Below are 23,722 nucleotides of genomic sequence, written 5' to 3' on the forward strand. Positions count from 1 at the left end.
AACTGTAAGGACGGCGACTTTTTTACGTCAACCCTTGGGAATAAAAAGCGTGTGAATTCTTCCGGCGCGTTGACAGAAACACCTTGACCGATCGACCATGCGTGCATGACGGAACGCACCGATGCCTTGCAACGTCTGCGCAGGGCCAATGAAGCCGCCGTACTCGGTGAACTGCGCAGGTCGGGCGCGCTGAGCCGCGGCGAGCTCAAGGCGAGGGTCGGGCTCTCCCGCACCACCCTGTTCGCGATCGTCTCCGATCTGCTGGAACGCAAGGCCGTCGTGGAGCAGCCCGCCCCGGACCCGGAACATCCGCGCGGCCGGGGCAGGCCCGCCCTGGAGATCGCGCTGAACGCGCGCGGTGCCGAGCTGATCGGCATCGACCTCCAGCGCCACCGGATCCATGTGGTCGTCGCCAACTGCGCCCATGAGATCGTCGGCCGGTACAGCGTCCCCGCCCCGCCGGACAGCGGCGCCCCCGAGCGGGCCGCGCAGGCCGTCGCCGCCGTGGAGGAGCTGGTACGGCGCGAGAACATCAGCCTCGCTCCGGTCCAGGGCATCGGCCTCGGGCTCCCCGGATTCGTCCAGAATCCGGCCTCCGGCGATCCGCGCAACATGACGCCCTTCGCCAGCCATGTCGCCGCCGAACTCGGCCGGCACTTCGACGCCCCCGTACTCACCGACAACAACTCCAGGCTCGCCGCGCTCGCCGAGGTCACCTGGGGTGCAGCCCGCGGCCTCGACAACACCGTCTACCTGGGGTGGTCCCAGGGGGTCGGCGGGGGGCTCGTCGTCAACGGCCAGCTGGTGCGCGGCGCCCACGGCGCGGCCGGCGAGATCGGCCACACCAGTTGCGATCCGGAGGGAAAGCCCTGCCACTGCGGTGGCCGCGGCTGTCTGGAGGGCCTCATCAGCCTTCCCGCTCTGCTCGCGGCCTGCGCCGACCGGGGCGTGGTGGTCGAGGACGCCGAGGAGATGGTCGCTCTCGCGGCGGCGGGCCGGCCGGACGTCGCCGATGTGTTCCGCGGCGCGGCCGTCACCGCCGGACGGGTCCTCGCGGCCCTCGCGGCACAGGTCGACCCCGAGTGCATCGTGGTCTGCGGTGAACCGGCCGCCCTGGACGAACTCGTCCTCGCCCCGATCCGGGAACAGCTCGCCGCCCTCTCCCTGCCGACCGCGCCCCGCACCGTCGAGGTGCGCGGCTCCGCGCTCAGTGGCGACGCGGCCGCGCTCGGCGGGGTGGCCCTGCTGCTTCGCACCACCGGGCAGGAACTGGCCGGGCTGCTCGACGACAGGTCCGTCCCCGGCGACGCCACCGAGGACGGCTCGCCCCTCGTCACCGGGGCGTCACGGTGAACGCGTGCTGCGGACCGTCCCGGGCACAGGCGACGGACCCTGCGGACTCCGCGCTCGCCGCCCCGCCGCCGGACGGCTCGCCCTGCCCTCCGCCGGCGGACTTCGCCGTCCCCGTACGCCGTCCGGCCGAGGTCCTTCGGGGCATGGTCGCCGTCCCGGGCGGCCCGTTCCTGATGGGCGGCGAGGACGAGGACGGGTTCGCGGCGGACGGTGAGGGGCCGGTACGGGAGGTCGCCGTCCGCCCGTTCCGCATCGACGCGACCTGTGTGACCAATGCCCGGTTCGCCGTGTTCGTGAAGGCCACCGGCTACCGCACCGAGGCCGAACTCATCGGCTGGTCCTATGTGTTCGGCTCCTTCGTACCCCCGCAGGCACTCCACGCGGTGCTGCCCGGCATCGTCCCCGGCGCCCCCTGGTGGCGAGCGGTGAGCGGTGCGTACTGGCGGGCGCCCGAGGGGCCCGGGACCTCGATCGGCGACCGCCGGAATCACCCCGTGGTCCATATGTCGTGGAACGACGCGACGGCGTACGCCCGATGGGCCGGCAAGCGGCTGCCGACCGAGGCCGAGTGGGAGAAGGCGGCCCGTGGCGGACTGGTACGGGCCCGCTTCCCGTGGGGCGACGAGCTCACCCCCGGGGGCAGGCACCGCTGCAACATCTGGCAGGGCGACTTCCCCGTGCGCAACACCGGCGAGGACGGCTTCCTCTCCACGGCCCCCGTCAACTCCTACCCGCCCAACGGCTTCGGCCTGTACAACACCTCGGGCAATGTGTGGGAGTGGTGCGCCGACCGGTTCAGCGCCGACTGGCACGTCGCCGACCGCCCGGCCTCCCGCGTCGATCCCGTCGGACCGCCGGTCGGCGCGAACCGGGTCCTGCGCGGCGGCTCCTACCTCTGTCACAGCTCCTACTGCACCCGCTACCGGGTGGCCGCCCGCACCTCCAACACCCCGGACAGCACGACGGGCCACGGCGGATTCCGCTGCGCGCTCTGAGCGGGCCGGGGCAGCGCGGAAGCGATCGCACCCGGGAGTCGCACAAGGAATCGCATAGGCTCGGCTCCGACATGAAGAGCAACGTCACACCGCTGGGGCCCAAGGCCGACAAGGACACCGTGCGCCGGAGCAACCTCAGCCTGGTGCTGCGTGCCGTCCGCGACGAGGCCGAGGGCGGGGCGACCAGGGCCGGGGTCGCCGCACGGGTGGGGCTGACCCGGGCCGCGGTGTCCTCGCTCGTCGAGCAGCTGCTCGCCGCCGGTTTCCTCACCGAGTCCGGCAAGACGTTCAGCGGTCAGGCGGGCCGCCCCGGCACCGCGCTCAAGGTGGCACGCACCGGGCCCGCCGGGCTGGGTGTGGAGGTCAACATCGACTACGTGTCGGTGTGCGTCGTGGACCTGGCGGGCACCGGACGGGTGCGGCTCACCGAGCACCTCGACAACCGCGGCGCGCCGCCCGGGGAGGTCCTGGCGCGGGCCGCCGGCATCGCCGCACGCACCCTGGAATCGGCGCGCGAGCAGGAACTCCGCCCGGTCGGCGTGGCCCTCGCCCTGCCCGGACTGGTTTCCGGCGGTACGGTGCGCCAGGCGCCCAACCTGGGCTGGAACCGGGTTCCGGCCGAGGACCTCTTCGCGGCCGCGCTCGCCCGCGCCCGCCCCGGACACGAGGCGCTGGCGGTGGCCTCCGAGAACGAGGCCAATCTGGCGGCGCTGGCCGAACTCTGGTTCGGCGGACTCGACGAGCTGCGCAGCTTCCTCTACCTGACCGGCGAGATCGGTGTCGGCGGTGCGCTGGTCGTCAACGGTGAACTGCTGCGCGGGGCGCACGGATTCGCCGGGGAGATCGGGCATGTGGTGGTGGACGCCGAGGGGCCGGAGTGCCGGTGCGGCTCGCGCGGCTGCCTGGAGCAGTACGCGGGACAGGCGGCGCTGCTGCGGGCCGCCGGGATCGCGGAGTCCGGCAGCGGCGCCGGGGTGGCCGAGCTGGAACGGCGCGCCCGCGCGGGAGACGAACGGGCGGTGGCCGCTGTCGCGGAGGCCGGCCGGATGCTGGGGCGGGTGCTGTCCGGGGCGGTGAATCTGCTCGACCCGGACGCGGTGGTGCTCGGCGGGATCTACCGGAACCTGATGCCGTGGCTGTCGCCGCCCGCCGACCAGGAGCTGACCGGCCGTGTGGTGTCGGGGCTCTGGTCCCCTGGGAGCGGGCGGCTGCGCGCCTCGTCCGTCGCGGGTGACGCGGCCCGGGGCGCGGCGGCGCTGGTGCTGACGGAGGTGCTGGCCGACCCGGTGGCGTACGCGGGGCGCCCGGCCGGCTGAGCGGCCGGGCGCCCCGGGTTCAGCGGACGCCGAGCAGGTGGTCCATCGCCAATTGGTCCAGGGCCTCGAACGCCATCCCCCGCTCCGCCGCGGCCGTCACGTCGAACTCCTCGTACGCCGACCGGTCGGCCAGCAGACCGGCGACACCGTCCTCGGCGGTACGGCGGGCCAGTTCGTCGAGGCGGGAGGCGCGCAGCGCTTCCCGGACGGCGGGGTCGGCGCGGAACGCGGCGGCGCGCTCCTTGAGGATCAGATAGTTGCGCATGCAGCCCGCGGCCGAGGCCCAGACCCCGTCGTGGTCCTCGGTGCGCGGCGGCTTGAAGTCGAAGTGCCGGGGGCCCTCGTAGCCGCCCGTCTCCAGCAGGTCGACGAGCCAGAACGCCTGGCGCAGATCGCCCGCGCCGAAGCGCAGGTCCTGGTCGTACTTGATGCCCGACTGACCGTTCAGATCGATGTGGAAGAGCTTGCCCGCCCACAGGGCCTGTGCGATGCCGTGCGGGAAGTTCAGCCCGGCCATCTGCTCGTGCCCGGTCTCCGGGTTGACGCCGACCAGCTCCGGCCGCTCCAGGCGCTCGATGAAGGCGAGGGCATGGCCGATGGTGGGGAGCAGGATGTCGCCGCGCGGCTCGTTCGGCTTGGGCTCGATGGCGAACCTCAGGTCGTAGCCCTGTCCGGTGACGTAGTCGCCGAGCAGGTCGAAGGCCTCCTTCATCCGGTCGAGGGCGACCCGGACGTCCTTGGCGGCGCCGGACTCGGAGCCCTCGCGGCCGCCCCAGGCGACGTAGGTGGTGGCGCCGAGCTCGACGGCGAGGTCGATGTTGCGCAGCGTCTTGCGCAGGGCGTAACGGCGTACGTCGCGGTCGTTGGCGGTGAACGCGCCGTCCTTGAACACCGGGTGGGTGAAGAGGTTCGTCGTCGCCATGGGGACAACGAGCCCGGCCGCGTCCAGCGCCTGCCGGAACCGCTTCACGATCCCTTCGCGCTCGGTGTCCGTCGAGCCGAACGGGATCAGGTCGTCGTCGTGGAACGTCACGCCGTACGCACCCAGTTCCGCGAGCCGCCGCACGGAGTCGGCCGGGTCGATCGCGGCGCGGGTCGCGTCGCCGAACGGGTCGCGTCCCTGCCAGCCCACCGTCCAGAGTCCGAAGGTGAACCGGTCCTCGGGGGTGGGCGTGAAGCGTTCCGTCATCGTGTGACCGCCTTCGGTGCCTTCGGGCCCTGGGCCGGCCGAACCGCCCGGACCTTATTTGTTCACTGTCATGACTAATGATGCATGTGCCACCTCGGGCGCGTAACCCCTCACACGACCACTGTTCGATGGAGATCCCGTCGCGTATTTTGTTTTGACCATGTCCAAAATCCGCGCGGTACCGCCGCAAGGGACCGAAGCACAGGAATGAGGGCGCCATGCCGCCGCGTACCGTCGTCATCGGTGTGGACAGTTCCACCCAGTCCACCAAGGCGGCCTTCGTCGACGCCACGAGCGGCCGGCTGCTCGCCGTCGGCCGCGCGCCGCATGTCGTCCATGGTGCGGCGGGGGCCCGCGAGAGCGACCCGGAGGTGTGGTGGCGGGCGCTGCGCGACGCCGTCGCCGCCGGGCTGAAGGAGTCCGGAGCCGCCGCGTCGGCGGTGACCGGCATCGCGGTCGCCGGACAGCAGCACGGACTGGTCGTCCTCGACGGCAAGGGCCGCCCGCTGCGCCCCGCGATGCTGTGGAACGACACCCGCTCCGCCCCGCAGGCCACCGCGCTCACCGCGGCGCTCGGCGGCCCCGACGCCTGGACCGCGCGGACCGGATCGGTGCCGGTGGCCGCCCTCACCGCGTCGAAGTGGCGGTGGCTGCGGGAGAACGAGCCGGACATCGCCGCCGCGACCGCGGCCGTGCGCCTGCCCCACGACTTCCTGACCGAACGGCTCGCGGGTGCCGCAGCCACCGACCCCGGCGACGCCTCGGGCACCGGCTGGTACTCCACCGCGACCGGCGCCTACGACCCCGTACTCCTCGAACTCCTCGGCCTGGACGCCGCGTTGCTCCCCGAGGTGGCCCCGACCGGGGCGGCCCGGGTGGGTTCGCTGACCGCCGAGGCGGCCGACGCCCTCGGTCTGCCCGCCACGACCGCCGTCGCCGCGGGCACCGGGGACAACATGAGCGCAGCCGTCGGCCTCGGGCTGGGCGGCGCCGGACTGCTCGACCACCCCGTCCTCAGCCTCGGCACCTCGGGAACGGTCTTCGCGGCGTCCCGGACCCGGCCCGCGTCCCCTGCGCTCTCGGGCTTCGCCGCGACGGACGGCACGTACCTCCCGCTGGCCTGCACCCTCAACTGCACGCTCGCCGTGGACAAGGTCGCCGCGCTGCTCGGCCTGGACCGCGACGACATCACCCCCGGCGGCGAGGCGGTGCTCCTCCCCTACCTGGACGGCGAACGCACCCCCGATCTGCCCACCGCCGCCGGCCTGCTCACCGGGCTCCGGCACGACACGACGCCCCGTCAGCTCCTCGGCGCCGCCTACGAGGGCGCCGTGGTCACCGTGCTGCGCGCCCTGGACGAGCTGCTGCGGGCCTGCGGTCGCGACCCGGCCGATCCCGGGGTGGCCGCCCGCCCACTGCGGCTGATCGGCGGCGGCGCCCGGGGACGGGCCTGGGTGGAGACGGTACGGAGGCTCTCCGGGCGCCCCGTGATCGTGCCCGGGAGCGACGAGCATGTGGCCCTGGGCGCCGCCGCACTGGCGGCGGCCGCGGCCACCGGCGCCGACCCGGTCGCGATCGCCGCCGGCTGGGGCACCGGCGAGGACATCCGACTGCCGCCCGTCCAGCGCGACTCGGCCACCTGGGAGCGGGTCGGATCGGTGCTGGAACGGGCCTCGGGGCCGTTGCTCGGCGGTTTCTGACGGTTCCCCAGCGGCCCCGGGACCGGTTTGGGTAAGCACCGCGATCTTCACTAGTATCCGGCGATGATCATAAGAAAAAGGCTGACGGCCGGGGTGGGCATCCTGCTCGCCACCCTGACCGCCGGGCTCGGCACGGCACTCCCCGCCGCCGCCGACGAAGCCCCCGCCAAAGCTTCCCCCAAGGTCGAGCTGGTGCTCGACGTCAGCGGCTCCATGCGGACCCGTGACATCGACGGCCAGTCCCGGATGACAGCCGCCAAGCAGGCGTTCAACGAGGTTCTGGACGCGGTGCCCGAGCAGGTGGAGCTCGGCATCCGGACGCTCGGCGCCGACTACCCGGGCGATGACCGCAAGGTCGGCTGCAAGGACACCAAACAGCTCTACCCGGTCGGCCCGCTGGACCGCACCGAGGCGAAGACCGCGGTCGCCACCCTGGCCCCCACCGGCTGGACCCCGATCGGCCCGGCCCTGCTGGGCGCCGCCGACGACCTCGAAGGCGGAGACTCCACCCGCCGGATCGTACTGATCAGTGACGGCGAGGACACCTGCGGCCCGCTCGACCCGTGCGAGGTCGCACGTGACATCGCGGCCCGCGGCATCCACCTCGTCATCGACACCCTGGGCCTGGTGCCCAACGCGAAGATCCGCGAACAGCTGACCTGCATCGCCGAGGCCACCGGCGGAACGTACACCGCGGTCCAGCACACCGATGAACTCTCCGGCCGCGTAAAGCAGTTGGTCGACCGGGCCGCCGAACCCGTCGTCACCCCGGTGGCGACCGAGGGTGCGGACAGCTGCTCCTCGGCTCCGAAGCTCGAGGCCGGCCTCTACACCGACCGCGAGAAGTTCGGCCAGCACCGCTGGTACCGGGTCGACGTGCTGCCCGGCCAGGAACTGCGCGCCTCGGTCAGCGTCTTCGCCGACCGCGCCGTGAACAACGACTACGGCGTGCTGATGCGCGCACTGACCGTGCACGGCCGGGAGATCGTACGGGGCTCGGAGTCGGGCACCGGCCGTACGGACGCGATCTCCTCCGGCCTGCGCTACCCGAAGCCCGATGTGGACGGCTCGGACAGCGACAAGCCGGCCGCCGAGACCGTGTGCCTCCAGGTCAGCAACTCCTTCTCGGCGCCCGCCTCGGTGAAGACCTCGCCCGGTATGCCGGTCGAGCTGACCGTGGACCTGGTGGACGCCCCGGACGACGCCGCCGACGCCGCCGCGTTCGGCCTCGGCCGCGGCTGGTGGCTGCTGGGTGTTCTGGTGCTCACCGGGCTGGTCGCGGGCCTGGTCTTCGGCTGGATCTCGCGCTGGCGCGTCGCTGTCTGGAGGACCAACTGATGATGCGTAGGACACGTGTATTGGCGGGCGCGCTGCTCGCCGGGATCGCCCTGCTGACGTCGGCGGGCGCCGCGGTGGCCGACGACCCGTCGGCGAGCCCGAGCCCGAGCGCCTCGGAGGACGGCTCCGGCCCCACCGAGGCCGGCACCACCTTCCGTACTGCGACGGCGATCAAGCCGGACCAGCTCGCCACCGCCGGGGCGTCCACGGGTGACTACCTGTACTGGGTGTTCCCCGCCGACGCGGGCCAGCGGGCCACCGTCAAGGCGAAGATCGCCCTGCCCGAGAGCGCCACCCGGCACGGCACGTCGACCTGGCAGGTCGACGTGTACGACGGGCTGCGGCGCCGCCAGGCCTGCATGTACGGCCGCCAGACCGGCAAGGCCGCGGCAGACGCGTCGGCGGTCGAGCTGACCTGCGTACTGCGGACCGTCCGCGCCTGGTCCGAGCCGTGGGCCGACGACCCGCTGCCGGGCAGCTACTACATACGCCTCACGGTCGTCGATCTGCCGTCGGCCGACCTGGGTCTGCCGGTGAAGACCGAGATCGAGGTCACGGCCGCCGACAAGGGCGGCGCGGGCGATGTGGACGGCACGCTCGCCGAGCCGCTGGTCCCCGGTGTGTCCTCCGCCGCTCAGGCCTCGGACGACTCGGCCGACGGCGACGACAGCTCGTCCGAGGTCCCGCTCGCCAGTGCGCCGGAGGACGGCTGGGCGTCGGGCTGGTGGACCGACCGCTGGCTGTGGACGGTGGGCGGCGGAGTGCTCGGAGCGCTCGCGGCCGTGTTCGGCTACCGCCTCACGCGCGGCAGCGGCCGCCCCTCCCGGGTCCCGCCGGGCGCCTGACCGCACAGCGCGGGCCGGGCTCCGGACAGGGGCCCGGCACATCGCCGGCCCGGCCCGCTCCCGGGCCGGGCCGGCGGTGGTTGACAGCGACTACCCTCGACAACTCACGTACCGCACAAGGCCGATGACAGGTTCCAGGGCGTGCGGTACCGCTGAAGTCAGGTCGCAGCGCACCGAATCGGGTGCGCCACAAGGGAGCGGAGACATTCATGTCCACGGAGACCGGCCCGGCCATCGACGCCGAGCCGCGGAGCCACCGGATCGTGCCGGGCCCGAAGGGGCTGCCGTTCATCGGGAATCTGCCGCAGTTCGGAAAGAACCCCCTCGCCTTCTTCGAGCGGCTGCGCTCCCACGGGGACATGGTGGGCTGGCGATTCGGCCCCAACTCCTGTGTGTACATAGCCGATCCGGACTGCATAGGCGAGCTGCTCACCGAGACCGAACGCTCCTTCGACCAGCCGGCTCTGGGCATCGCCTTCCGGACCGTGATGGGCAACGGCGTGGTGGTCGCCCGCGGCACGGACTGGCGGCGGAAGCGGTCGCTGGTGCAGCCCTCCGTACGGCCCAAGCAGGTGCGGTCGTACGCGACGACGATGGCGAGCAGCACGGTGGAGCTGGCGGACACCTGGTCGGGCGGTGAACGCATCGACATCAAGCGGGAGATGGCGGCGCTGACCCAGCGGATCGCCGTGCGCACCATCTTCGGGGTCGACACGGCTGCCGACGCCGAGGCGATGGGCCGGGCGATGGATGTGGCGCAGCAGGAGATCGGCAAGGAGTTCGCCGGTATCGGCGCGTTGCTGCCGGACTGGGTACCGACCCCCGGCAGGGCCAGGATCAAGAAGGCCGCGGCGGTCATCGACGCCGAGGTGAGCCGGGTCGTCGCCCGTCATCGCGACGGCGGGGACGAGCGCCCCGATCTGCTGAGCCGGCTGCTGACGGCGGTCGACGAGACGGGTGAGCGTCTCACCGATCAGGAGATCCGCGACGAGACGGTCACGCTGTACATCGGCGGGCACGAGACGACCAGTTCCACTCTGGTGTGGGCCTGGTATCTGCTGGCCCGCAACCCGCGGGTGCGTGCCGCGCTCGCCGAGGAGCTGGACCGGGTGCTCGGCGACCGGGAACCGGAGTTCGACGACTACGCGCGGCTGACGTACACCCAGTCCGTGGTCAAGGAGACACTGCGCCTCTACCCGACGATCTGGCTGGTCACCGGTGTCGCGAAGGCCGGTGCGCAGATCGGCGGTGTGCCGATGCCGGAGGGCACCCGGGTGTGGACCAGCCAGTGGGCCACCCAGCGCGACGCGCGGTGGTTCCCCGAGCCGGAGGAGTTCCGCCCCGAGCGCTGGGACCCGGAGGAGGGCGACAGCATCGCGGAGTACGCCTGGTTCCCGTTCGGCGGCGGCCCCCGGGTCTGTCTGGGTGCCCGGTTCGCGATGGTCGAGTCCGTGCTGATCCTGGCCGTGCTGGCCCGCCGCTTCGAGCTGGATGTGGACCCGGGCGTCATCGAGCCGGTCCCCTCGCTCACGCTGCAACCGGACCGGGAAGTGATGGCGACGGTCCGGACCCGCTGACGCCGCTCGGGGCGGGCCCGGTGGCCGCGCCGGTCCCTTGCGGGCCCGCCCCGCACCGGACACAGCGAAACGATATGTCCGATCTGTCGCGGAGATCAGGTCATGCGGTTCACACTGTCCATGTCGGCCGCACCGGCCGGCGGGCCGTCCGGCCGTACCCGCAGGCTGTCGATCCAACGGGAGAAACACCATGCGTCTGCGCCCCGCTCTCACCGCCGCACTCGCCGTCGCGGCCACCCTGCCGCTGACCGGCACCACGGCGTCGGCGACGACCGGCACCGCCGGCCGCCCGGCGACCTGCCAGGAGAAGGCCCTCGCGGTGCACGCCGCACCCGGCGGACAGCGGAACACGGCCCGGATCAGCGTCGTCAACAACGGCGGCCGGGCCTGTGTGGTGGACCGGATCCCCACGATCACCTTCCGGGGCCTCGACGGCTCCGCCGAAGTCGTCCCGCCCGGCGGGCGCGGCCCCTACGAGCTGTCCCCGGGCGAGCGGGCGTACGCCGCCGTACGGACCGCCGACCCGGCGGCCACCGAGGGCCACGTCGTCGGCAGCCTCTCCGTGGCCGCGGACCCCTCCCACCTGGGCGTCACCTTCGGTGCGGCCACCGTCGGCATGCCGGAGGGCGTCCATGTGTGGGTGCCGGTGACAACCGTCTGGCAGCACTCGCGCGCGGCGGCGGACAGCGCCCTGGCGGACGCACTGGGGTGACGGGCCGGCCGAGGTGAGCGGGGCACACCGAGGTGAAGGGCGCGCCGCGGTGAGCGGCGCGCCCTTCGAGTGAGCTGCGGCTGCGGGCCGTAGCCGGTGTCGGGTGGCACCCGGAACGCCGGCCGAAGCATCGGCCGAGCGTTGACATGCACCGGTCGTACGGTGAATTCTGATGCTCGAATCTCCAGAGTTCCAATCACGACTGCGCAGGTGTCACCTATTTCGCTGTTCGGTACGAACGGAGAACCCTCCTTGCGGATACTCAAGAACCGTCCCGTCCAAGCGGCCTTCGGCACGCTGTCGGTGATCGTCCTGGCACTCACCGCCCTGACCGGCCCGGCCCCGCAGGCCCATGCAGCGGCCACGCCCTCGGGCACCCTGGACAGCGCGACGAAGACCGTTACGTGGCAGAGCCCGGTGTACGCCAAGGGAACCGTCGACTCGCCCAGCAAGTGCGGCACGGCCGCCGAAGACCCCGAGAACGCGGTCTGTGCCCGGTTCGACCTGACCGTCGACCCGCCCGAGGGCCAGTGGGACGACAACCCCGAGGGCGGCGTCCCCGTCTCCATCCAGTGGGAGACGCCCACGGACGACTTCGACATGTACATCTACGACTCGGCCAACAAGCAGGTGGCCTCCAGCGCCGGCACCGCCGACCCCGAGTCCGCGGTCATCCCGAAGGCTTCCGGGACGTACCACGTGGTGGTCGTCCCCTACGACGTGCACAACAATTCCTTCAGCGGAAAGGCGTATCTGCCCGAGGCCACCGATGCCGGGAACCTGACCGGTCTCAGCGGCTCGCACGGCAGGTACGAGATCGAGGCGGGTGCGCTCAAGGCCCGCGCCGAGTTCTTCACCGACGACACGCTGCGGCTCCAGGCATCCCCGGACGGTGTGCTCGCCGACCCGAGGGGCAGCCACATGATCCGGCAGCAGCCCACCGCGCAACCGCACACCAAGTCCTTCGACGCGGGCACCTATTACGGCATCCGCTCCAAGGGCGTGGTGCTTCGCGTGTACAAGAAGCCGCTGCGGTTCGGCCTCTACAAGGCCGACAACCGCACGGCCATCTGGCAGGAGGACGATCCGCTGCGCTGGACCGGCGGTGGCATGCGGCAGAGCCTGAAGCGCGGCGCGGACGAGCAGTTCTTCGGTGGCGGCGAGCAGAACGGCAGCTTCTCCCACCGCGGCCGGCTCATGAACGTCGGCAACAACACCAACTGGAACGAGGGCGGTTACAACAACTCCCAGCCATTCTACATCTCCACGGCCGGTTACGGCGTGTTCCGCAACACCATGACGCCGGGCATCTACGACTTCAACTCCCCGGTGCGGACCGGTCAGCAGGAACGGCGCCTGGACGCCTACTACTTCACCGGTGACACCAAGTCGGTCATCGGCAAGTACACCTCCCTGGTGGGCAAGCCGTTCATGCCCCCGGTGTACGGGCTGGAGCCCGGCTCCGCCGACTGCTACCTCCACAACGCCAACCGGGGCGAGCGCCACACCCTGGACGCCCTGAAGGTCTCCGACAGCTATGTCGGCAACGGGATGCCGCTCGGCTGGATGCTCGTCAACGACGGCTACGGCTGCGGTTACGAGAACCTGTCGGAGACGGGTGCGGGGCTCAACAAGAACCACGCCCAGCTCGGGCTCTGGACCCAGAACGGTCTGCCCGACGAGGCCGCGGAGGCCAAGGCCGGGGTACGCGTCCGCAAGCTGGACGTCGCCTGGGTCGGCGGCGGCTACGGCTTCGCGCTGGACGCCTGCGACCAGGCCAAGGCCGGCATCGAGAACAACAGCGACGCCCGCGGCTTCGTCTGGCTGCCCGTTTCCTGGGCCGGTGCGCAGCGCTGCGGTGTGCTGTGGAGCGGGGACCAGAGCCTGTCCTGGGACTTCATCCGCTGGCAGATCCCGACGTACGCCGGAGCGACCATGTCCGGCATCGCGTACAACACGGGTGACGTCGGCAGCATCTACCGTCACGACCCCGAGATGTACACCCGCGACCTCCAGTGGAAGGCGTTCCTCCCGGCCATCATGACCATGGACGGCTGGGCCAGTGACATCACCACAAAGAAGCCGCACGACCAGCAGCCGTGGCTGGACGGGGAGCCGTACACCTCGATCAACCGCAAGTACCTGATGCTGAAGGAGCGGCTGCTGCCGTACATGTACACCTTGTCGAAGGAGGCCACGAAGACCGGTGTCGGCGCGGTCCGGCCGCTCGCGCTGGAGTACCCCGACGACCCGGCGGCGCTCGGTCCGGACGCCAAGTACGAGTTCCTGGCCGGCCCCGATTTCCTGGTGGCGCCGGTGTACAGCGACACGGACGTCCGTAACGGCATCTACCTGCCGAAGGGCACCTGGACCGACTACTGGACGGGCCGGACGTACCAGGGCCCGACCACGATCGACGGTTACGAGGCGCCGCTCGACACCCTGCCGCTCTTCGTCAAGGGCGGATCGATCGTGCCGATGTGGCCCGAGGGCACCATGTCCTGGGAGTCCCGGGACCGGACCCGGCTCGGCTACGACATCCACCCGCAGGGCACCACGCAGTACACGCTCTACGAGGACGACGGCGTGACCAGGCAGTACGCGCAGGGCGCCTCGGCCACCCAGCACGTGCGGGTCGAGGCACCCGCCCGGGGCAAGGAGGGCAGCACCACCGTCAGGATCGGTGCGAGCGTTGGCAGTTACAAGGGCAAGGTGGCCGCCCGCTCGTACGACCTCACCGTGCACGGCGAGCACGCACCGTCGCAGGTCGTCATGGGCCACAGCCGCCTGCACCGGGTGAACTCGGCGGCGGAGCTCGCCAGGGCCGGATCCGGCTGGTTCACCGACCCCGCGACCGGCATCACGGAGGTCAGGACACCGTCCGTCTCCACCGGGCGCGGCTTCACGGTCGAACTGCGGAAGTGGAAGTAGCAGCGGAAGCAGCCGACGAACCCGGCAGCGTGGGGGCCGGGGGCCGTCTCCGGACGGTCCCCGGCCCCCACGCCCGTCTCCCGCTACGGCTTGCGGGCGACCGCACCGTAGATCGGCACCGGCTGTGTCTCCACCGGAAGCTCACCCAGGCTGAGCTCCGGATGCCAGTCGACGACCGGCACCAGGCCGGGTTCGACCAGTTCCAGCCCGTCGAAGAACCGGCTGACGCCCCGGTGCGACCTCGGGACGAGCGTCACGCCGCCCGCCGCGTACGAGGCCACCCCTTTCTCCACGCTCTCGGGGTCGAAGTCACCGGTGAGCTGCGACAGCACCAGGCAGCTTCCGGCGGGAAGCCGCTCCGTCAACCGCTCCACCAGCGCATACGCCCCCTCGCCGCCGCCGCCACCTTCATCGCCGTCGCCGTCGCCGTCGCCGAGGAAGTGCAGGAGCGCGATGAGGGAGAGCGCGACGGGCCGGTCGAAGTCGATGACGTCGGCGGCCAGTTCGAGGATCCTCTCCGGCTCCCGCACATCGGCGTCGACGTACGCCGTCACTCCTTCGGCACTCCCGCTCAGCAGCGACCCTGCATGGGCCAGGACGATGGGGTCGTTGTCCACGTACACGACCCGGGCATCGGGAGCCGTGCTCTGGACGATCCGATGCAGATTGGGCTCGGTGGGAATTCCGGAACCGATGTCGAGGAACTGCCGGATCCCCGCCTCGCCCGCGAGCCAGCGCATCGCACGGTGCATGAACCACCGGTTGTGCCGTGCGATGCGCTTCGTGTCCGGTGAGAGCCCGGCGATCTGTCTCCCGAGCTCCGCGTCGGCGGGATAGTTGTCCGTCCCGCCGAGAAACCAGTCGTACACCCGCGCGGGATGCGGCCTGGTGGTGTCGATGCGGTCCGCACCGGATCCGTACCCTGTCATCCGGCGTCCCTCCTGGGTACTGATCAACTACCTGCACCAGCATCTTGCAGCAGTCGCCCGGCCGGCCGCGCGGACACACGTGATCCGACGGCCGGCCATCCACATCGGGCTGCGGACCACGTCACTCCTTGACGCCGATCCCCCCGAAGGCGTCGACGTCCGCGGGCACGGTCGCGCTGTCGGCGTCGGGCCGCCACTCGCTGAGCCGTACGAAGCCGGGGTCGAGGATCCGCAGCCCGTCGAAGAGCGTGACGATCTCGTCCGGCTCGCGCACGTAGTACGGAACCGCGCCGCTCTCGATGTACGCCTTCTCCGCGGCGATCATGCCCTCGCTGGTGCGCGTGCCGTCGTACATCACCAGGTAGCTGCCGTCCGGCAGCCCCGCCATCAGCCGGCCGACCACCTCGCGGGCCTTGGTGAAGTCGTCCGCGTGACCGAGGATGCCGAGCAGCATCAGAGCCACGGGCCGGTCGAAGTCGAGCGTCTTCGCCGCCTCGGCCAGGATGCTGTCCGGGTCGTAGAGGTCGGCGTCGATGTAGTCGGTGACGCCCTCGGGCGAACTGGTCAGCAGCGCACGGGCGTGCGTCAGCACGAGCGGGTCGTTGTCGACGTACACGATGCGCGCCTCGGGCGCGATGTCCTGGGCCACCTGGTGGGTGTTGTCCGCGGTGGGCAGGCCGGTCCCGATGTCCAGGAACTGCCGGACCCCCCGCTCCTGAACGAGGTGGCTCACCGAACGCCGCAGGAACTGCCGCCCCGCCACCGCCACGTCGACGAGCCCCGGGAAGAACGCCTTGATCTGGTCACCGATCTCACGGTCGACCTCGTAGTTGTCCTTCCCGCCCACGAAGTAGTTCCAGAAGCGGGCGGAATGAGGCCTGGTGGTGTCGATCCGGTCCGACACCGGCTTGGCGGGAGGGGTGACGGACGGCTGCTGCTCACTCATGGAGACCTCCGGACGCGAAAGTGATCAAGCTATGGCCTTAACCTACCTGGGCGTCGCGAGAGTTATGGCCACATACGTCACCGAACATGTCTCCCGTGTTCGGCCCGGGGTGGGTTCCGGGTTGTCCCCCGCTTGAGCCGGACATTATCTAGTCGCTCGAACGGCGCCGAATCCGTAGGTTCTGGAGTGGAGTCGATCCACCGTCCACCCAGATCTTCCGGAGGCCCGTCAGTGACCGCCCCAACGCGTCCGCGGACGCGCGCCCTTCGGCCACTCCTCGCGGCCTTCGCGCGGTTCGTCGTGTGTGGTGGCGGGGTCGGGCTGGCATCGAGCGCGGCGGTGGTGCTGCTCAGCGCCCGCATGCCGATGGCCGTCGCGAACGCGCTGGTCACCGTCGTCTCCACGGTCGTCGCGACCGAGTTGCACCGACGGATCTCGTTCCGTAGCGAACGCGGGGGGTGGGGGGTCCATCTCCGGTCCGGGGCGACGGTCGCCGTGAGCTACGCGTTCACGACGGGGGCGCTGCTGTGCCTGTTCGCCGTGCAGCCCGCTCCCTCGCCCCTGCTCGCGCAGTCGGTCTATCTGTCGGCGTCCGCTCTGGCTGGGGTCGGACGGTTCGTGCTGCTGCGGGTCGTCGTCTTCGGGAACCGCACGCGGAGGGGGCGCGGGCGCGCTCCGCACGACGACGCACTGGGCAAGTCCTCGGTGGCGATGGCCGTGTGACGCACCCTCGGTGGCCGGACCGGCGATCGTGCTGGTTGACTGGCGTGGCCGGTCGCACGGGCTACACGGAGCCCGCGGGCGGGCCGGGGCGGATGAGGGGCGTGCGGATGGAGTACGGGCGGGCCGGGTGGGTCCGGGTGCCGGTGGGGGACGACGCCGCACGGTGGGCGACCCGGGGGAAGTGCCTGCGGGTGCTGGTCGTCGTGCACAACGTGACCGCCGCGACGCGGCTGCTCGATGTGCTGCCCCTGTTCGACGACGATCTGCGGGTCCAGTTGCTGGTGACCTGCACGGGCTCCTCGGCCTTCGCGGCCGGCACGGCCGAGCTGCTGGCCGACACGGGGGTGCCGGTGCTGCCGTGGGAGCAGGCGGTCGAGACCGGGGTGGACCTGGTCGTCTCCGCCAGCTTCGGCGGTCAACTGGAGTCATTGTCCGGGAAGTTGGCCGTCCTCTCGCACGGTGTTGGATACACTAAAAGGCTGGCAACACCGGACACCGGACACCGGACACCGGACACCGGATCGGGGGCGGGGGCGCCTGCGCCCGTGTTCGGGCTCGCGCCTCCGTGGCTGCTGTCGAGCCGGGGCACTCCCGTCGCGGACGCTCTCGTGCTCTCCCACCCCGAGCAGTTCGAGCGCTTGCGCCTCGCCTGCCCCGAGGCCGCACCGACCGCCGTGCTCGCCGGAGACCCCTGCTTCGACCGGATGCTCGCCGCACGACCCCACCGCGAACGCTTCCGCCGCGCGTTGGGAGTCCGGCCCGGTCAGCGGCTCGTCCTGCTCAACTCGACCTGGAACTCCGAGTCGCTCTTCGGTGACGGGGACGAGGTCCCGGGGGACGGCTGGTGCGGGGGTGATGTGGTCGCCGCCCTGCTGGACCGGGTCGCAGACGAGTTCCCCGTGGACGAGTACCGGTTCGCGGCCGTACTGCACCCCAACGTCTGGCACGGGCACGGCCCCGGTCAGATCCGCGCCTGGCTCGATCGGGCGCGGCGCGGCGGGCTGGCGCTGATCGATCCGCTGACGGGGTGGCGACAGGCCCTGCTGGCGGCCGATGCCGTGATCGGTGACCACGGATCCGTCACCTTCTACGCGGCCGCCCTCGGCACCCCGGTGCTCTTGGGCGCCGCGCCCCTCCACGCGCTGGACCCCGACGCGCCGATCTCCGCGTTCATGCGGGAGGCACCGAGGCTCGACCCCGACGCGTCCCTGGCGGCACAGATCGATGAAGTCATCGGCTCTCACCGTCCGTTGCCCGGCCCCGCCGAGTTCACCACCTCCGTGCCGGGCGAATCCGCGGTCCGGCTCCGCAAGCTCTTCTACTCGATGATGGGGGTCCCGGAGCCCGGCCGGCCCGCCTCGCTGGAGCCGCTCCCGCTGCCCGGGTACGAGGCCGGAACGGTCACCGTGCCGTTGCGGGTCCTGACCCGGGTGCTCGGGCCGGGAGAGGTCGCGGTCAGCCGGTGGGCGGGCCAGTGGTCCGGCCCGGGGGCGGATCGGGGTGGCGAACTGCACGTCGCCGTGCACGAGGACACCCGCGAGGTGGACCGGCTGGAGCTGGCCGATGTCATCTTCCGGGACGGCGAACCCGACGATCCGCGCTTCGGTTCGCCGTCGCTCTGGACCGCCGAGGTGCTCCGCCGCCATCGGGGCTGCTCCCTGGCGGCCTATGTGACCGGCCCGTCCGAGTGCGTGGTCCGGGTGCGCGGCGAGGAGCCGCTCCGGATGGTGGCGGTGCCCGACGCCGGAACGGAGGACGTGTCCGGCGCGGACCCCGCCGCGTACGCCTGCGCCCTGCACGCCTGGCTGGCCTCGGACAGCCGGGAGCCGGTCACCTCCCGGGCGCGGCTGGCGCGGGCCGTGACCGACGGGCTCGTCCTGCGGACGGGCGACCGGCTCCATCGCGTACGCGTCGCTCCTCTGACACCACCGGACCCGGCCGGCTAGGAGAACCGCGGTACGAGGACCGCGACCACTCGGTCAGGCGGCCACGCAGCGCTCCCGCAGGGTTCGCAGATGTGCCAGGTGGTACGTCGCGCGCTGGCCGTCGAGGGTGGTGATAGCCGCCTCGACCAGCCGGAACGCCGCCCCGGTGTCCTCCTCGTCCAGCCAGGTCTCGGCGAGATCCGTGAGGGTCCGGGCCGTGTTGTACGTGTCGCCGCTCGACCGGAAGTACGACAGCGCGGTCTCCAGCCTCCGCCGGGCCTCCTCGCGTCGCCCCAGGCCGCGCAGCGCCCGTCCGCGATGGCGCTCCAGCAGGGCCTCGGCGCGCGGCACGTCGCGAGTCCCCTCGTCCTGCCCGCCCATGGTGCCCAGGATGGCGCCGGCCTCCTCGAAGCAGTCGTACGCCTCCTGGTACCGCCATTGCCGCAGTCGCAGCAGCCCCAGGAACTCGACGGCCGAGGCATGGCCCCGCTTGTGGCCCGCCACCTCCTCGGCCCCCGCCGCCGCCCGCGCCTGAGTCCCCGCCTCCTGCCAGTGCCTCAACTCGGTCAGCGAGTGGGCGAGTTGCGCGTGCAGTGCTCCGGCGACGGGACTCATGGGCCGATGGGTGTCTGCCAGACGCGTGCCGATGCGGAGCGCCGGCAGCAGCATCTCGTGGTGGCCGGCCTTGAGCTGGAGTGGCCACAGGGCACGGCACAGGCGTACGGCGGTGTCCGGGTCGCCGGACTCCTCGGCGCAGCGCACCGCCTCGACCAGATTGCCCGATTCCGCGAGCAGCGCGTCGAGGGCGGCGCCCCGGTCCGCGTACGTCCGCCCGACGCGGTCCTCGGCGGGCGCGGGGACCCGCCAGCTCTCCGGGAGCGCCTGGTGGGCGGCCGATGCGGCCAGGTCGGCGTAGGCGCTCAGGGTGCGGGCGAGCGCCGCGGAGCACGCCGCGATCCCGTCGTCCCGGATCGCCGCCGCCTCGGCGTGAACACGGACCGCGTGGCGGTAGTGGTAGCGGCCGCTGCCGGCCGCGCCGGAGCCTCGTTCCAGCAGCATCCGGTCGGCCAGTTCCTCCAGGAGTCCGGCCGCCAGGTCGGCGTCCTGGCCGGTGGTCCGCGCGGCGGTGGCGGCATCGAAGGCGGGCCAGTCGCGCAGCGCCATCAGCCGGTACAGCCGGGCGGATTCCGGCGTCAGGAGCCGGTAGTTGTCCTCGGCGGCGCCCCGGACCGGGTCGCCGTCCGGCTCGGCGCGACGTGGCGGAAGGGTGGGCGCGGAGAGCTGGTACGCCGCGGCGCGCAGGGCGTACGGCGACCCGCCGCAGCGCTGGAGCAGCGACGGCAGGGTGGCACGGGCGGCGGCGACCGTGGACTTGTCGGTGATGTCGGTGAGCAGCCGCACCGCGTCCCGGTCCGAGAGCGGGCCGACGGGCACCCGCACGGCGTCGATGCCGGGGAAGGGCGCGCGGGCGACCAGGACCGTGAACACCCCGGGCGCCGGGGTGAGGAACGGCCGCACCTGCGAGGCGGAGTACGCGTGGTCGAGCACGATCAGGAGTCTCAGGTCCGCCACGCGGTGGTGGAAGAACTCGCCGAGCTCATCGGTCCCGGTCGGCATCTCTTCATCCGGCACCCGCAGTTGGCGCAGCAGGGCACGCAGTACGGTTCCGACGTCGCGCGCGCCACCGGCTCCACGGCCCCCGAGGTCGGCGTAGATCTGGCCGTCCGGGAAGAGGCGGGTCGGCTGTGCGCCGAAGTGCACGGCGAGGGTGCTGGAACCCATGCCGTCCGGACCGTGCACCAGAGCGAGCCGGGGCCGCCCGTCCGGGCGGCGGGACGCCTCCCGCTGGAGTTGCTTCAGCGCCTCCTTGCGATCCGTGAAGAACCTTATCGAGGCGGGGAGGTTCGACCGCGCGGCCCGGACCGGGGCGGGCTCGCGGCGCATGCGGGTGGCGAACGCGGTCCAGGAGGCGGCGAGTTGCGGATCGGTGCGGATCCGGTCGTGGACCATGCGGGCCACGTCGTCCCGTTCGTCCGGGGCCTCGGGCGCGGGGACCTCGCGGCCGACGATTCTCCGCACGACACCACCGGTGGATTCCCAGGCCCATTTGCCGGCCTCGTTGGCCATCCCCGAGCCGACCGCACCGAGCACCGCCGAAATCGCCGCCACCGAAGTGGGATCGAGCATGTCGCGCACTCCTCGTTCCCGGTGTTCCGCGCGGTGCGCCCTCCCCGGCACCGTCGCTGTCACCGTGCGGATCAACGTTAGCGTCAGACGGGCCGATCTCCCCCGGGCATCGCGGGGTGATCGCCGTCCTGGCGTGCGCCAACCGTCCAACTGTCCTGAAAGCGACCTTTCGTCGACATCGACGTCCGGTTCGTCGCCGCCCTTCGCCACCCTTGTGCCGACGCGGTCGAAGGGGCGCCGAGTGTGTTCACCGACCGCCGCGTCATGATGGATGTCTTGGATATCCTGGCGGTTGTTCCAGGTCGTCACGGCGAGCCCCGTCGGCCGTCGGCGCGCGGGCCGGGGGCCCGTCGAGGGGAGTAACGGTGCAGGGAACAGCCGCAGGCCGGGGTTCGCCCAGAAAGGCCGAGCAGGCTTGGCAGCAGGCAGTGGCCCTGCTGAACCAGGGCAATGAAGCGGCCGCCGCCGAACGGTTCTCGTTCGCCGCCGCGCACGATCCCCTGGCAGCGGACGCATGGCTGGGGCTGCATGCGACCGGGCAGCGTCAGAAGGAGGCGCTGGACGGCATGGTCCGGGCGTCCGGCTCCTTCGGCGCGTTGCGTTCGAAGTTCGGGATGCCGCTGCGGTCCCGGTTCCAGCTCGGCCACTACGTCACGTTCCGGCTGGAGAACGCCCGTGACCTCTGGGTGGCGGCCATGACCTCGCTGCTGGACGCCGGCAAGCTCGACGAGGCCTGGGCCGGCCTTTCCACGGCCCAACTGGACTGCGACGAGACCCGGTTCGTCTGTACGCGGTATGCCTTCCTCAAGGAGGACTGGGCCCTCGTGCTCCGTTTCGCCCCGGGCATCCGTGACGCGTTCCTGCACGACGAGGCGCAACTGTACGTGGGGGCGGCACTGTTCGCGCAGGGCGTCTGCCACGAGGCCCTGAACGTGCTGGCGGAGCTGCCGAAGAAGCTGGAGGCGGGGAGCCGTTTCGACGCGGAGGTCAAGTACTTCATGGGCCGGTCCCTGGAGTCGCTGGGCCGGCCGGAGGAAGCGCTGAAGCGGTACCAGTACGCGTTCCGGTGTGCGCCGAACCTCTTGGACGTGAACGTACGGGCGCAGGCACGTTCCACGGCTCCGACGGCTTCGTCCGTGGCCGGGGAGTCCCCCGCGCCCTCGTCCCCGGTGGGACCCCCGCCGCCCCGCACGGCCGCGCCGCCCTCCCCCGTACCCGCTGCACCCGCTGCCCCGGTGGCCGCTCCGGGTGCCGGACCGGACTCCGCGTCGGCGGAGACGGACGGGACGGGCGGGCTGTCGCGGGAGGAGATGGCGCGCCTGCTCGCGGAGGCCCAGCAGGCGCTGGACGGCATGATCGGTCTGGAGCCGGTGAAGCGGCAGGTGCTCACGCTGATCGCGCAGCTGCGCATGGCGGCGCTCCGCGAGGAGCAGGGCCTGCCCAGCGGCGCCCGGCCCCGGCACTTCGTCTTCGCGGGACCGCCCGGCACCGGCAAGACCACCGTCGCCCGCATCATCGGCAAGGTCTTCGCCGGGCTGGGGCTGCTGCGGTCCGGCCATGTCATCGAGGCCCAGCGCGTCGACCTCGTCGGGCAGCACCTCGGCTCCACCGCGATCAAGACCAGCAAGGTCATCGACTCCGCCCTGAACGGCGTGCTGTTCATCGACGAGGCGTACGCCCTGTCCAACAGCGGGTACAGCGGTGGCGACGCGTTCGGCGACGAGGCGCTCCAGGTACTCCTGAAGCGGGCCGAGGACGACCGGGACCGGCTAGTCGTCGTACTTGCCGGATACCGCGAGGAGATGACCGGTCTGCTCGCCGCCAACCCGGGCCTGGTTTCCCGGTTCAACACCCGCGTCGACTTCCCCTCCTACTCCGCGCAGGAGCTGCTCCTGATCGCCCGGTCCGTCCTGTCCGGTCAGGGCGACGAACCCGACGAGGGGGCGGCGGCAGCCCTCGGCTCCTTCTTCGCCTCGGCCGTGGACGGAGGCATGGCCGACACCCTGGGCAACGCCCGCTTCGCCCGCGAGCTCTGCCAGAAGGCCGCCGCGCAACGGGATCTGCGTCTGTACGCCGAACACTCGGGCGGGACGACGCCCACCAGGCAGGAGATCGTCACCGTACTCACCGAGGACGTGACGGCGGCGCACCAGGAGCTCATGGAGTCCCACGGGAATCCGGCGTAGGGCGGGCCTGTCCGGCGGATCAGGGTGCCTTGAACAGCCCGGGGAAACGGGGTGCGAGCCAGGGCTTGCGGCCCCAGGCGAACACCCGGCCCCGGGCCATGGCGCCCCATGGGTCGACGCGGCCGAGCGCCATCAGGAAGAAGGTGACCGGCTCGATGAGGATGGTGCAGTCCGGGCGGGCCGGCGGTCGGGAAGTGACGGTCACGGCGCCGTCGGTGAACGTGACACCGAATCGGGCGCCGCCCCACAGACGGATCGCATAGCCGACGGTGAGCCCTGCGGTGGTGGTGGCATCGGTGACCCGGGGCATCGCCGTGATCAGGAACGGCAGGGACAGCTCGACGCGTGTGCGGTCGACCATGTGCCGGCGGCCCCCCGCACGGGCGAGGTCGTAGCCGTGCCCGAGCATGTGCGTCAGCAGGTACGAGCCCAGCACCGCCCGGCTCATCGGCCCCAGCGGCGTGGCCACGGCCCCGGCCGCGCCGTCGGCCCCGGTGCCGTCCGTCGCGCACCGCTCCACGGCTGCGAGGTAGGCATCCGTGTGCGCCACGATCATCTCCGCCAGCGGCTCGGCGGCCCGCTCGTCGAACTCCGCGAGCGCGCGCTCGTTGGCGGCGGCCAGGCTCTGCGGCGTCCCGTCCCCGTAACGGCGTTCCCGCCCGGCCGCGAGGTCGGCCATCAGCTCGTTGGCCTGCGCCAGATGTGCCGCGGCCTCCCCGACGGTCCACTCCGACCGGGGCACCGGAACGCCGGTGTCGGCGAACCCGCGGACCACCGCCGCGATCTCCTCGGCGGTGGACCGCAGTGCGTCGCCGAGCCCTTCGGGCAGTGTGCCCCGTACGTCGCTTCCGGTCACTGGTTCCACGCTTC

Annotated in this window: 17 protein-coding genes; 12 read left to right on the forward strand and 5 right to left on the reverse strand. The window is 72.0% G+C overall.

Annotated features, from left to right (window positions below; genetic code table 11):
- Positions 1-105: 105 nt before the first annotated feature.
- The 3 genes from ACFYY7_RS25930 (at position 106) to ACFYY7_RS25940 (ending at position 3,664) form a co-directional block, all read left to right on the forward strand.
- Positions 106-1,353 carry an ROK family transcriptional regulator gene (locus tag ACFYY7_RS25930; RefSeq protein ID WP_388664957.1) on the forward strand — a complete coding sequence of 416 codons (1,248 nt, stop codon included), beginning with the start codon at positions 106-108 and terminating at the stop codon, positions 1,351-1,353.
- Positions 1,350-2,348, forward strand: a complete 999-nt coding sequence (locus ACFYY7_RS25935) for a formylglycine-generating enzyme family protein (protein ID WP_388664959.1) — start codon at positions 1,350-1,352, stop codon at positions 2,346-2,348. Before ACFYY7_RS25930 ends, ACFYY7_RS25935 begins: the two co-directional genes overlap by 4 nt.
- Before the next feature lie 71 nt (positions 2,349-2,419).
- Positions 2,420-3,664 carry an ROK family protein gene (locus tag ACFYY7_RS25940; RefSeq protein ID WP_388664961.1) on the forward strand — a complete coding sequence of 415 codons (1,245 nt, stop codon included), beginning with the start codon at positions 2,420-2,422 and terminating at the stop codon, positions 3,662-3,664.
- A 19-nt stretch (positions 3,665-3,683) separates the two neighbouring features.
- On the opposite strand, the gene xylA is transcribed toward ACFYY7_RS25940, so the two are convergent.
- Entirely contained in the window at positions 3,684-4,853 is a 1,170-nt protein-coding gene (gene xylA / locus ACFYY7_RS25945) for a xylose isomerase (protein WP_266728172.1), read from the reverse strand.
- Positions 4,854-5,071: 218 nt separating this feature from the next.
- Between xylA and xylB the strand changes: the two genes are divergently transcribed.
- From xylB to ACFYY7_RS25975, 6 genes are all read left to right on the forward strand, one after another.
- Complete coding sequence (gene xylB, locus ACFYY7_RS25950; RefSeq protein ID WP_388664963.1) at positions 5,072-6,553, forward strand: xylulokinase; 1,482 nt, start codon at positions 5,072-5,074, stop codon at positions 6,551-6,553.
- Positions 6,554-6,616: 63 nt separating this feature from the next.
- A complete protein-coding gene (locus tag ACFYY7_RS25955) occupies positions 6,617-7,891 on the forward strand; it encodes a VWA domain-containing protein (protein WP_266728176.1) in 1,275 nt (424 codons plus the stop codon).
- A complete protein-coding gene (locus tag ACFYY7_RS25960) occupies positions 7,891-8,736 on the forward strand; it encodes a hypothetical protein (RefSeq protein ID WP_388664965.1) in 846 nt (281 codons plus the stop codon). Before ACFYY7_RS25955 ends, ACFYY7_RS25960 begins: the two co-directional genes overlap by 1 nt.
- Positions 8,737-8,945: 209 nt before the next feature.
- Positions 8,946-10,313, forward strand: a complete 1,368-nt coding sequence (locus ACFYY7_RS25965; protein WP_388664967.1) for a cytochrome P450 — start codon at positions 8,946-8,948, stop codon at positions 10,311-10,313.
- Positions 10,314-10,503: 190 nt separating this feature from the next.
- On the forward strand, positions 10,504-11,025 hold the full coding sequence (locus ACFYY7_RS25970; RefSeq protein ID WP_388664969.1) for a DUF4232 domain-containing protein: 522 nt from the start codon (positions 10,504-10,506) through the stop codon (positions 11,023-11,025).
- A 252-nt stretch (positions 11,026-11,277) separates the two neighbouring features.
- On the forward strand, positions 11,278-13,956 hold the full coding sequence (locus tag ACFYY7_RS25975) for a TIM-barrel domain-containing protein (protein WP_388664971.1): 2,679 nt from the start codon (positions 11,278-11,280) through the stop codon (positions 13,954-13,956).
- A gap of 83 nt (positions 13,957-14,039) precedes the next feature.
- Here the strand turns inward: ACFYY7_RS25975 and ACFYY7_RS25980 are convergent, their stop codons facing one another.
- Together ACFYY7_RS25980 and ACFYY7_RS25985 are read right to left on the reverse strand one after the other, a co-directional pair.
- Entirely contained in the window at positions 14,040-14,885 is an 846-nt protein-coding gene (locus ACFYY7_RS25980; RefSeq protein WP_388664973.1) for an SAM-dependent methyltransferase, read from the reverse strand.
- Positions 14,886-15,006: 121 nt separating this feature from the next.
- Positions 15,007-15,831: an SAM-dependent methyltransferase gene (locus ACFYY7_RS25985; protein WP_388664975.1), complete on the reverse strand. Its 825-nt coding sequence runs from the start codon at positions 15,829-15,831 to the stop codon at positions 15,007-15,009.
- A 231-nt stretch (positions 15,832-16,062) separates the two neighbouring features.
- Here ACFYY7_RS25985 and ACFYY7_RS25990 point away from each other — a divergent pair, with 231 nt between their 5' ends.
- Both ACFYY7_RS25990 and ACFYY7_RS25995 read left to right on the forward strand, forming a co-directional pair.
- On the forward strand, positions 16,063-16,554 hold the full coding sequence (locus tag ACFYY7_RS25990; protein WP_388664977.1) for a GtrA family protein: 492 nt from the start codon (positions 16,063-16,065) through the stop codon (positions 16,552-16,554).
- Positions 16,555-16,598: 44 nt separating this feature from the next.
- Complete coding sequence (locus ACFYY7_RS25995) at positions 16,599-18,500, forward strand: hypothetical protein (protein ID WP_388664979.1); 1,902 nt, start codon at positions 16,599-16,601, stop codon at positions 18,498-18,500.
- A 33-nt stretch (positions 18,501-18,533) separates the two neighbouring features.
- Here the strand turns inward: ACFYY7_RS25995 and ACFYY7_RS26000 are convergent, their stop codons facing one another.
- Positions 18,534-20,666 (reverse strand): tetratricopeptide repeat protein, encoded by a 2,133-nt coding sequence (locus ACFYY7_RS26000; RefSeq protein WP_388664981.1) that lies wholly within the window; start codon positions 20,664-20,666, stop codon positions 18,534-18,536.
- 365 nt (positions 20,667-21,031) lie between these two features.
- Here ACFYY7_RS26000 and ACFYY7_RS26005 point away from each other — a divergent pair, with 365 nt between their 5' ends.
- Positions 21,032-22,852, forward strand: coding sequence for an AAA family ATPase (locus ACFYY7_RS26005; protein WP_388664983.1), 1,821 nt, complete (start codon positions 21,032-21,034; stop codon positions 22,850-22,852).
- Between the two features lie 19 nt (positions 22,853-22,871).
- Here the strand turns inward: ACFYY7_RS26005 and ACFYY7_RS26010 are convergent, their stop codons facing one another.
- The gene (locus tag ACFYY7_RS26010) at positions 22,872-23,708 is read right to left on the reverse strand and encodes a maleylpyruvate isomerase family mycothiol-dependent enzyme (RefSeq protein ID WP_388665231.1); all 837 of its coding nucleotides are present in this window, start codon (positions 23,706-23,708) and stop codon (positions 22,872-22,874) included.
- Between the last annotated feature and the right edge of the window lie 14 nt (positions 23,709-23,722).

This window comes from Streptomyces sp. NPDC001933 (genome assembly GCF_042890955.1).
Taxonomy (GTDB): Bacteria; Actinomycetota; Actinomycetes; order Streptomycetales; family Streptomycetaceae; genus Streptomyces.

Bases quoted from the DNA above. Each gene is read 5' to 3' on its own strand.
- ACFYY7_RS25930 (WP_388664957.1), top strand. From the start codon at position 106: ATGACGGAACGCACCGATGCCTTGCAACGTCTGCGCAGGGCCAATGAA.
- ACFYY7_RS25940 (WP_388664961.1), top strand. From the start codon at position 2,420: ATGAAGAGCAACGTCACACCGCTGGGGCCCAAGGCCGACAAGGACACC.
- xylA (WP_266728172.1), bottom strand. From the start codon at position 4,853: ATGACGGAACGCTTCACGCCCACCCCCGAGGACCGGTTCACCTTCGGA.
- xylB (WP_388664963.1), top strand. From the start codon at position 5,072: ATGCCGCCGCGTACCGTCGTCATCGGTGTGGACAGTTCCACCCAGTCC.
- ACFYY7_RS25955 (WP_266728176.1), top strand. From the start codon at position 6,617: ATGATCATAAGAAAAAGGCTGACGGCCGGGGTGGGCATCCTGCTCGCC.
- ACFYY7_RS25960 (WP_388664965.1), top strand. From the start codon at position 7,891: ATGATGCGTAGGACACGTGTATTGGCGGGCGCGCTGCTCGCCGGGATC.
- ACFYY7_RS25965 (WP_388664967.1), top strand. From the start codon at position 8,946: ATGTCCACGGAGACCGGCCCGGCCATCGACGCCGAGCCGCGGAGCCAC.
- ACFYY7_RS25970 (WP_388664969.1), top strand. From the start codon at position 10,504: ATGCGTCTGCGCCCCGCTCTCACCGCCGCACTCGCCGTCGCGGCCACC.
- ACFYY7_RS25980 (WP_388664973.1), bottom strand. From the start codon at position 14,885: ATGACAGGGTACGGATCCGGTGCGGACCGCATCGACACCACCAGGCCG.
- ACFYY7_RS25985 (WP_388664975.1), bottom strand. From the start codon at position 15,831: ATGAGTGAGCAGCAGCCGTCCGTCACCCCTCCCGCCAAGCCGGTGTCG.
- ACFYY7_RS26000 (WP_388664981.1), bottom strand. From the start codon at position 20,666: ATGCTCGATCCCACTTCGGTGGCGGCGATTTCGGCGGTGCTCGGTGCG.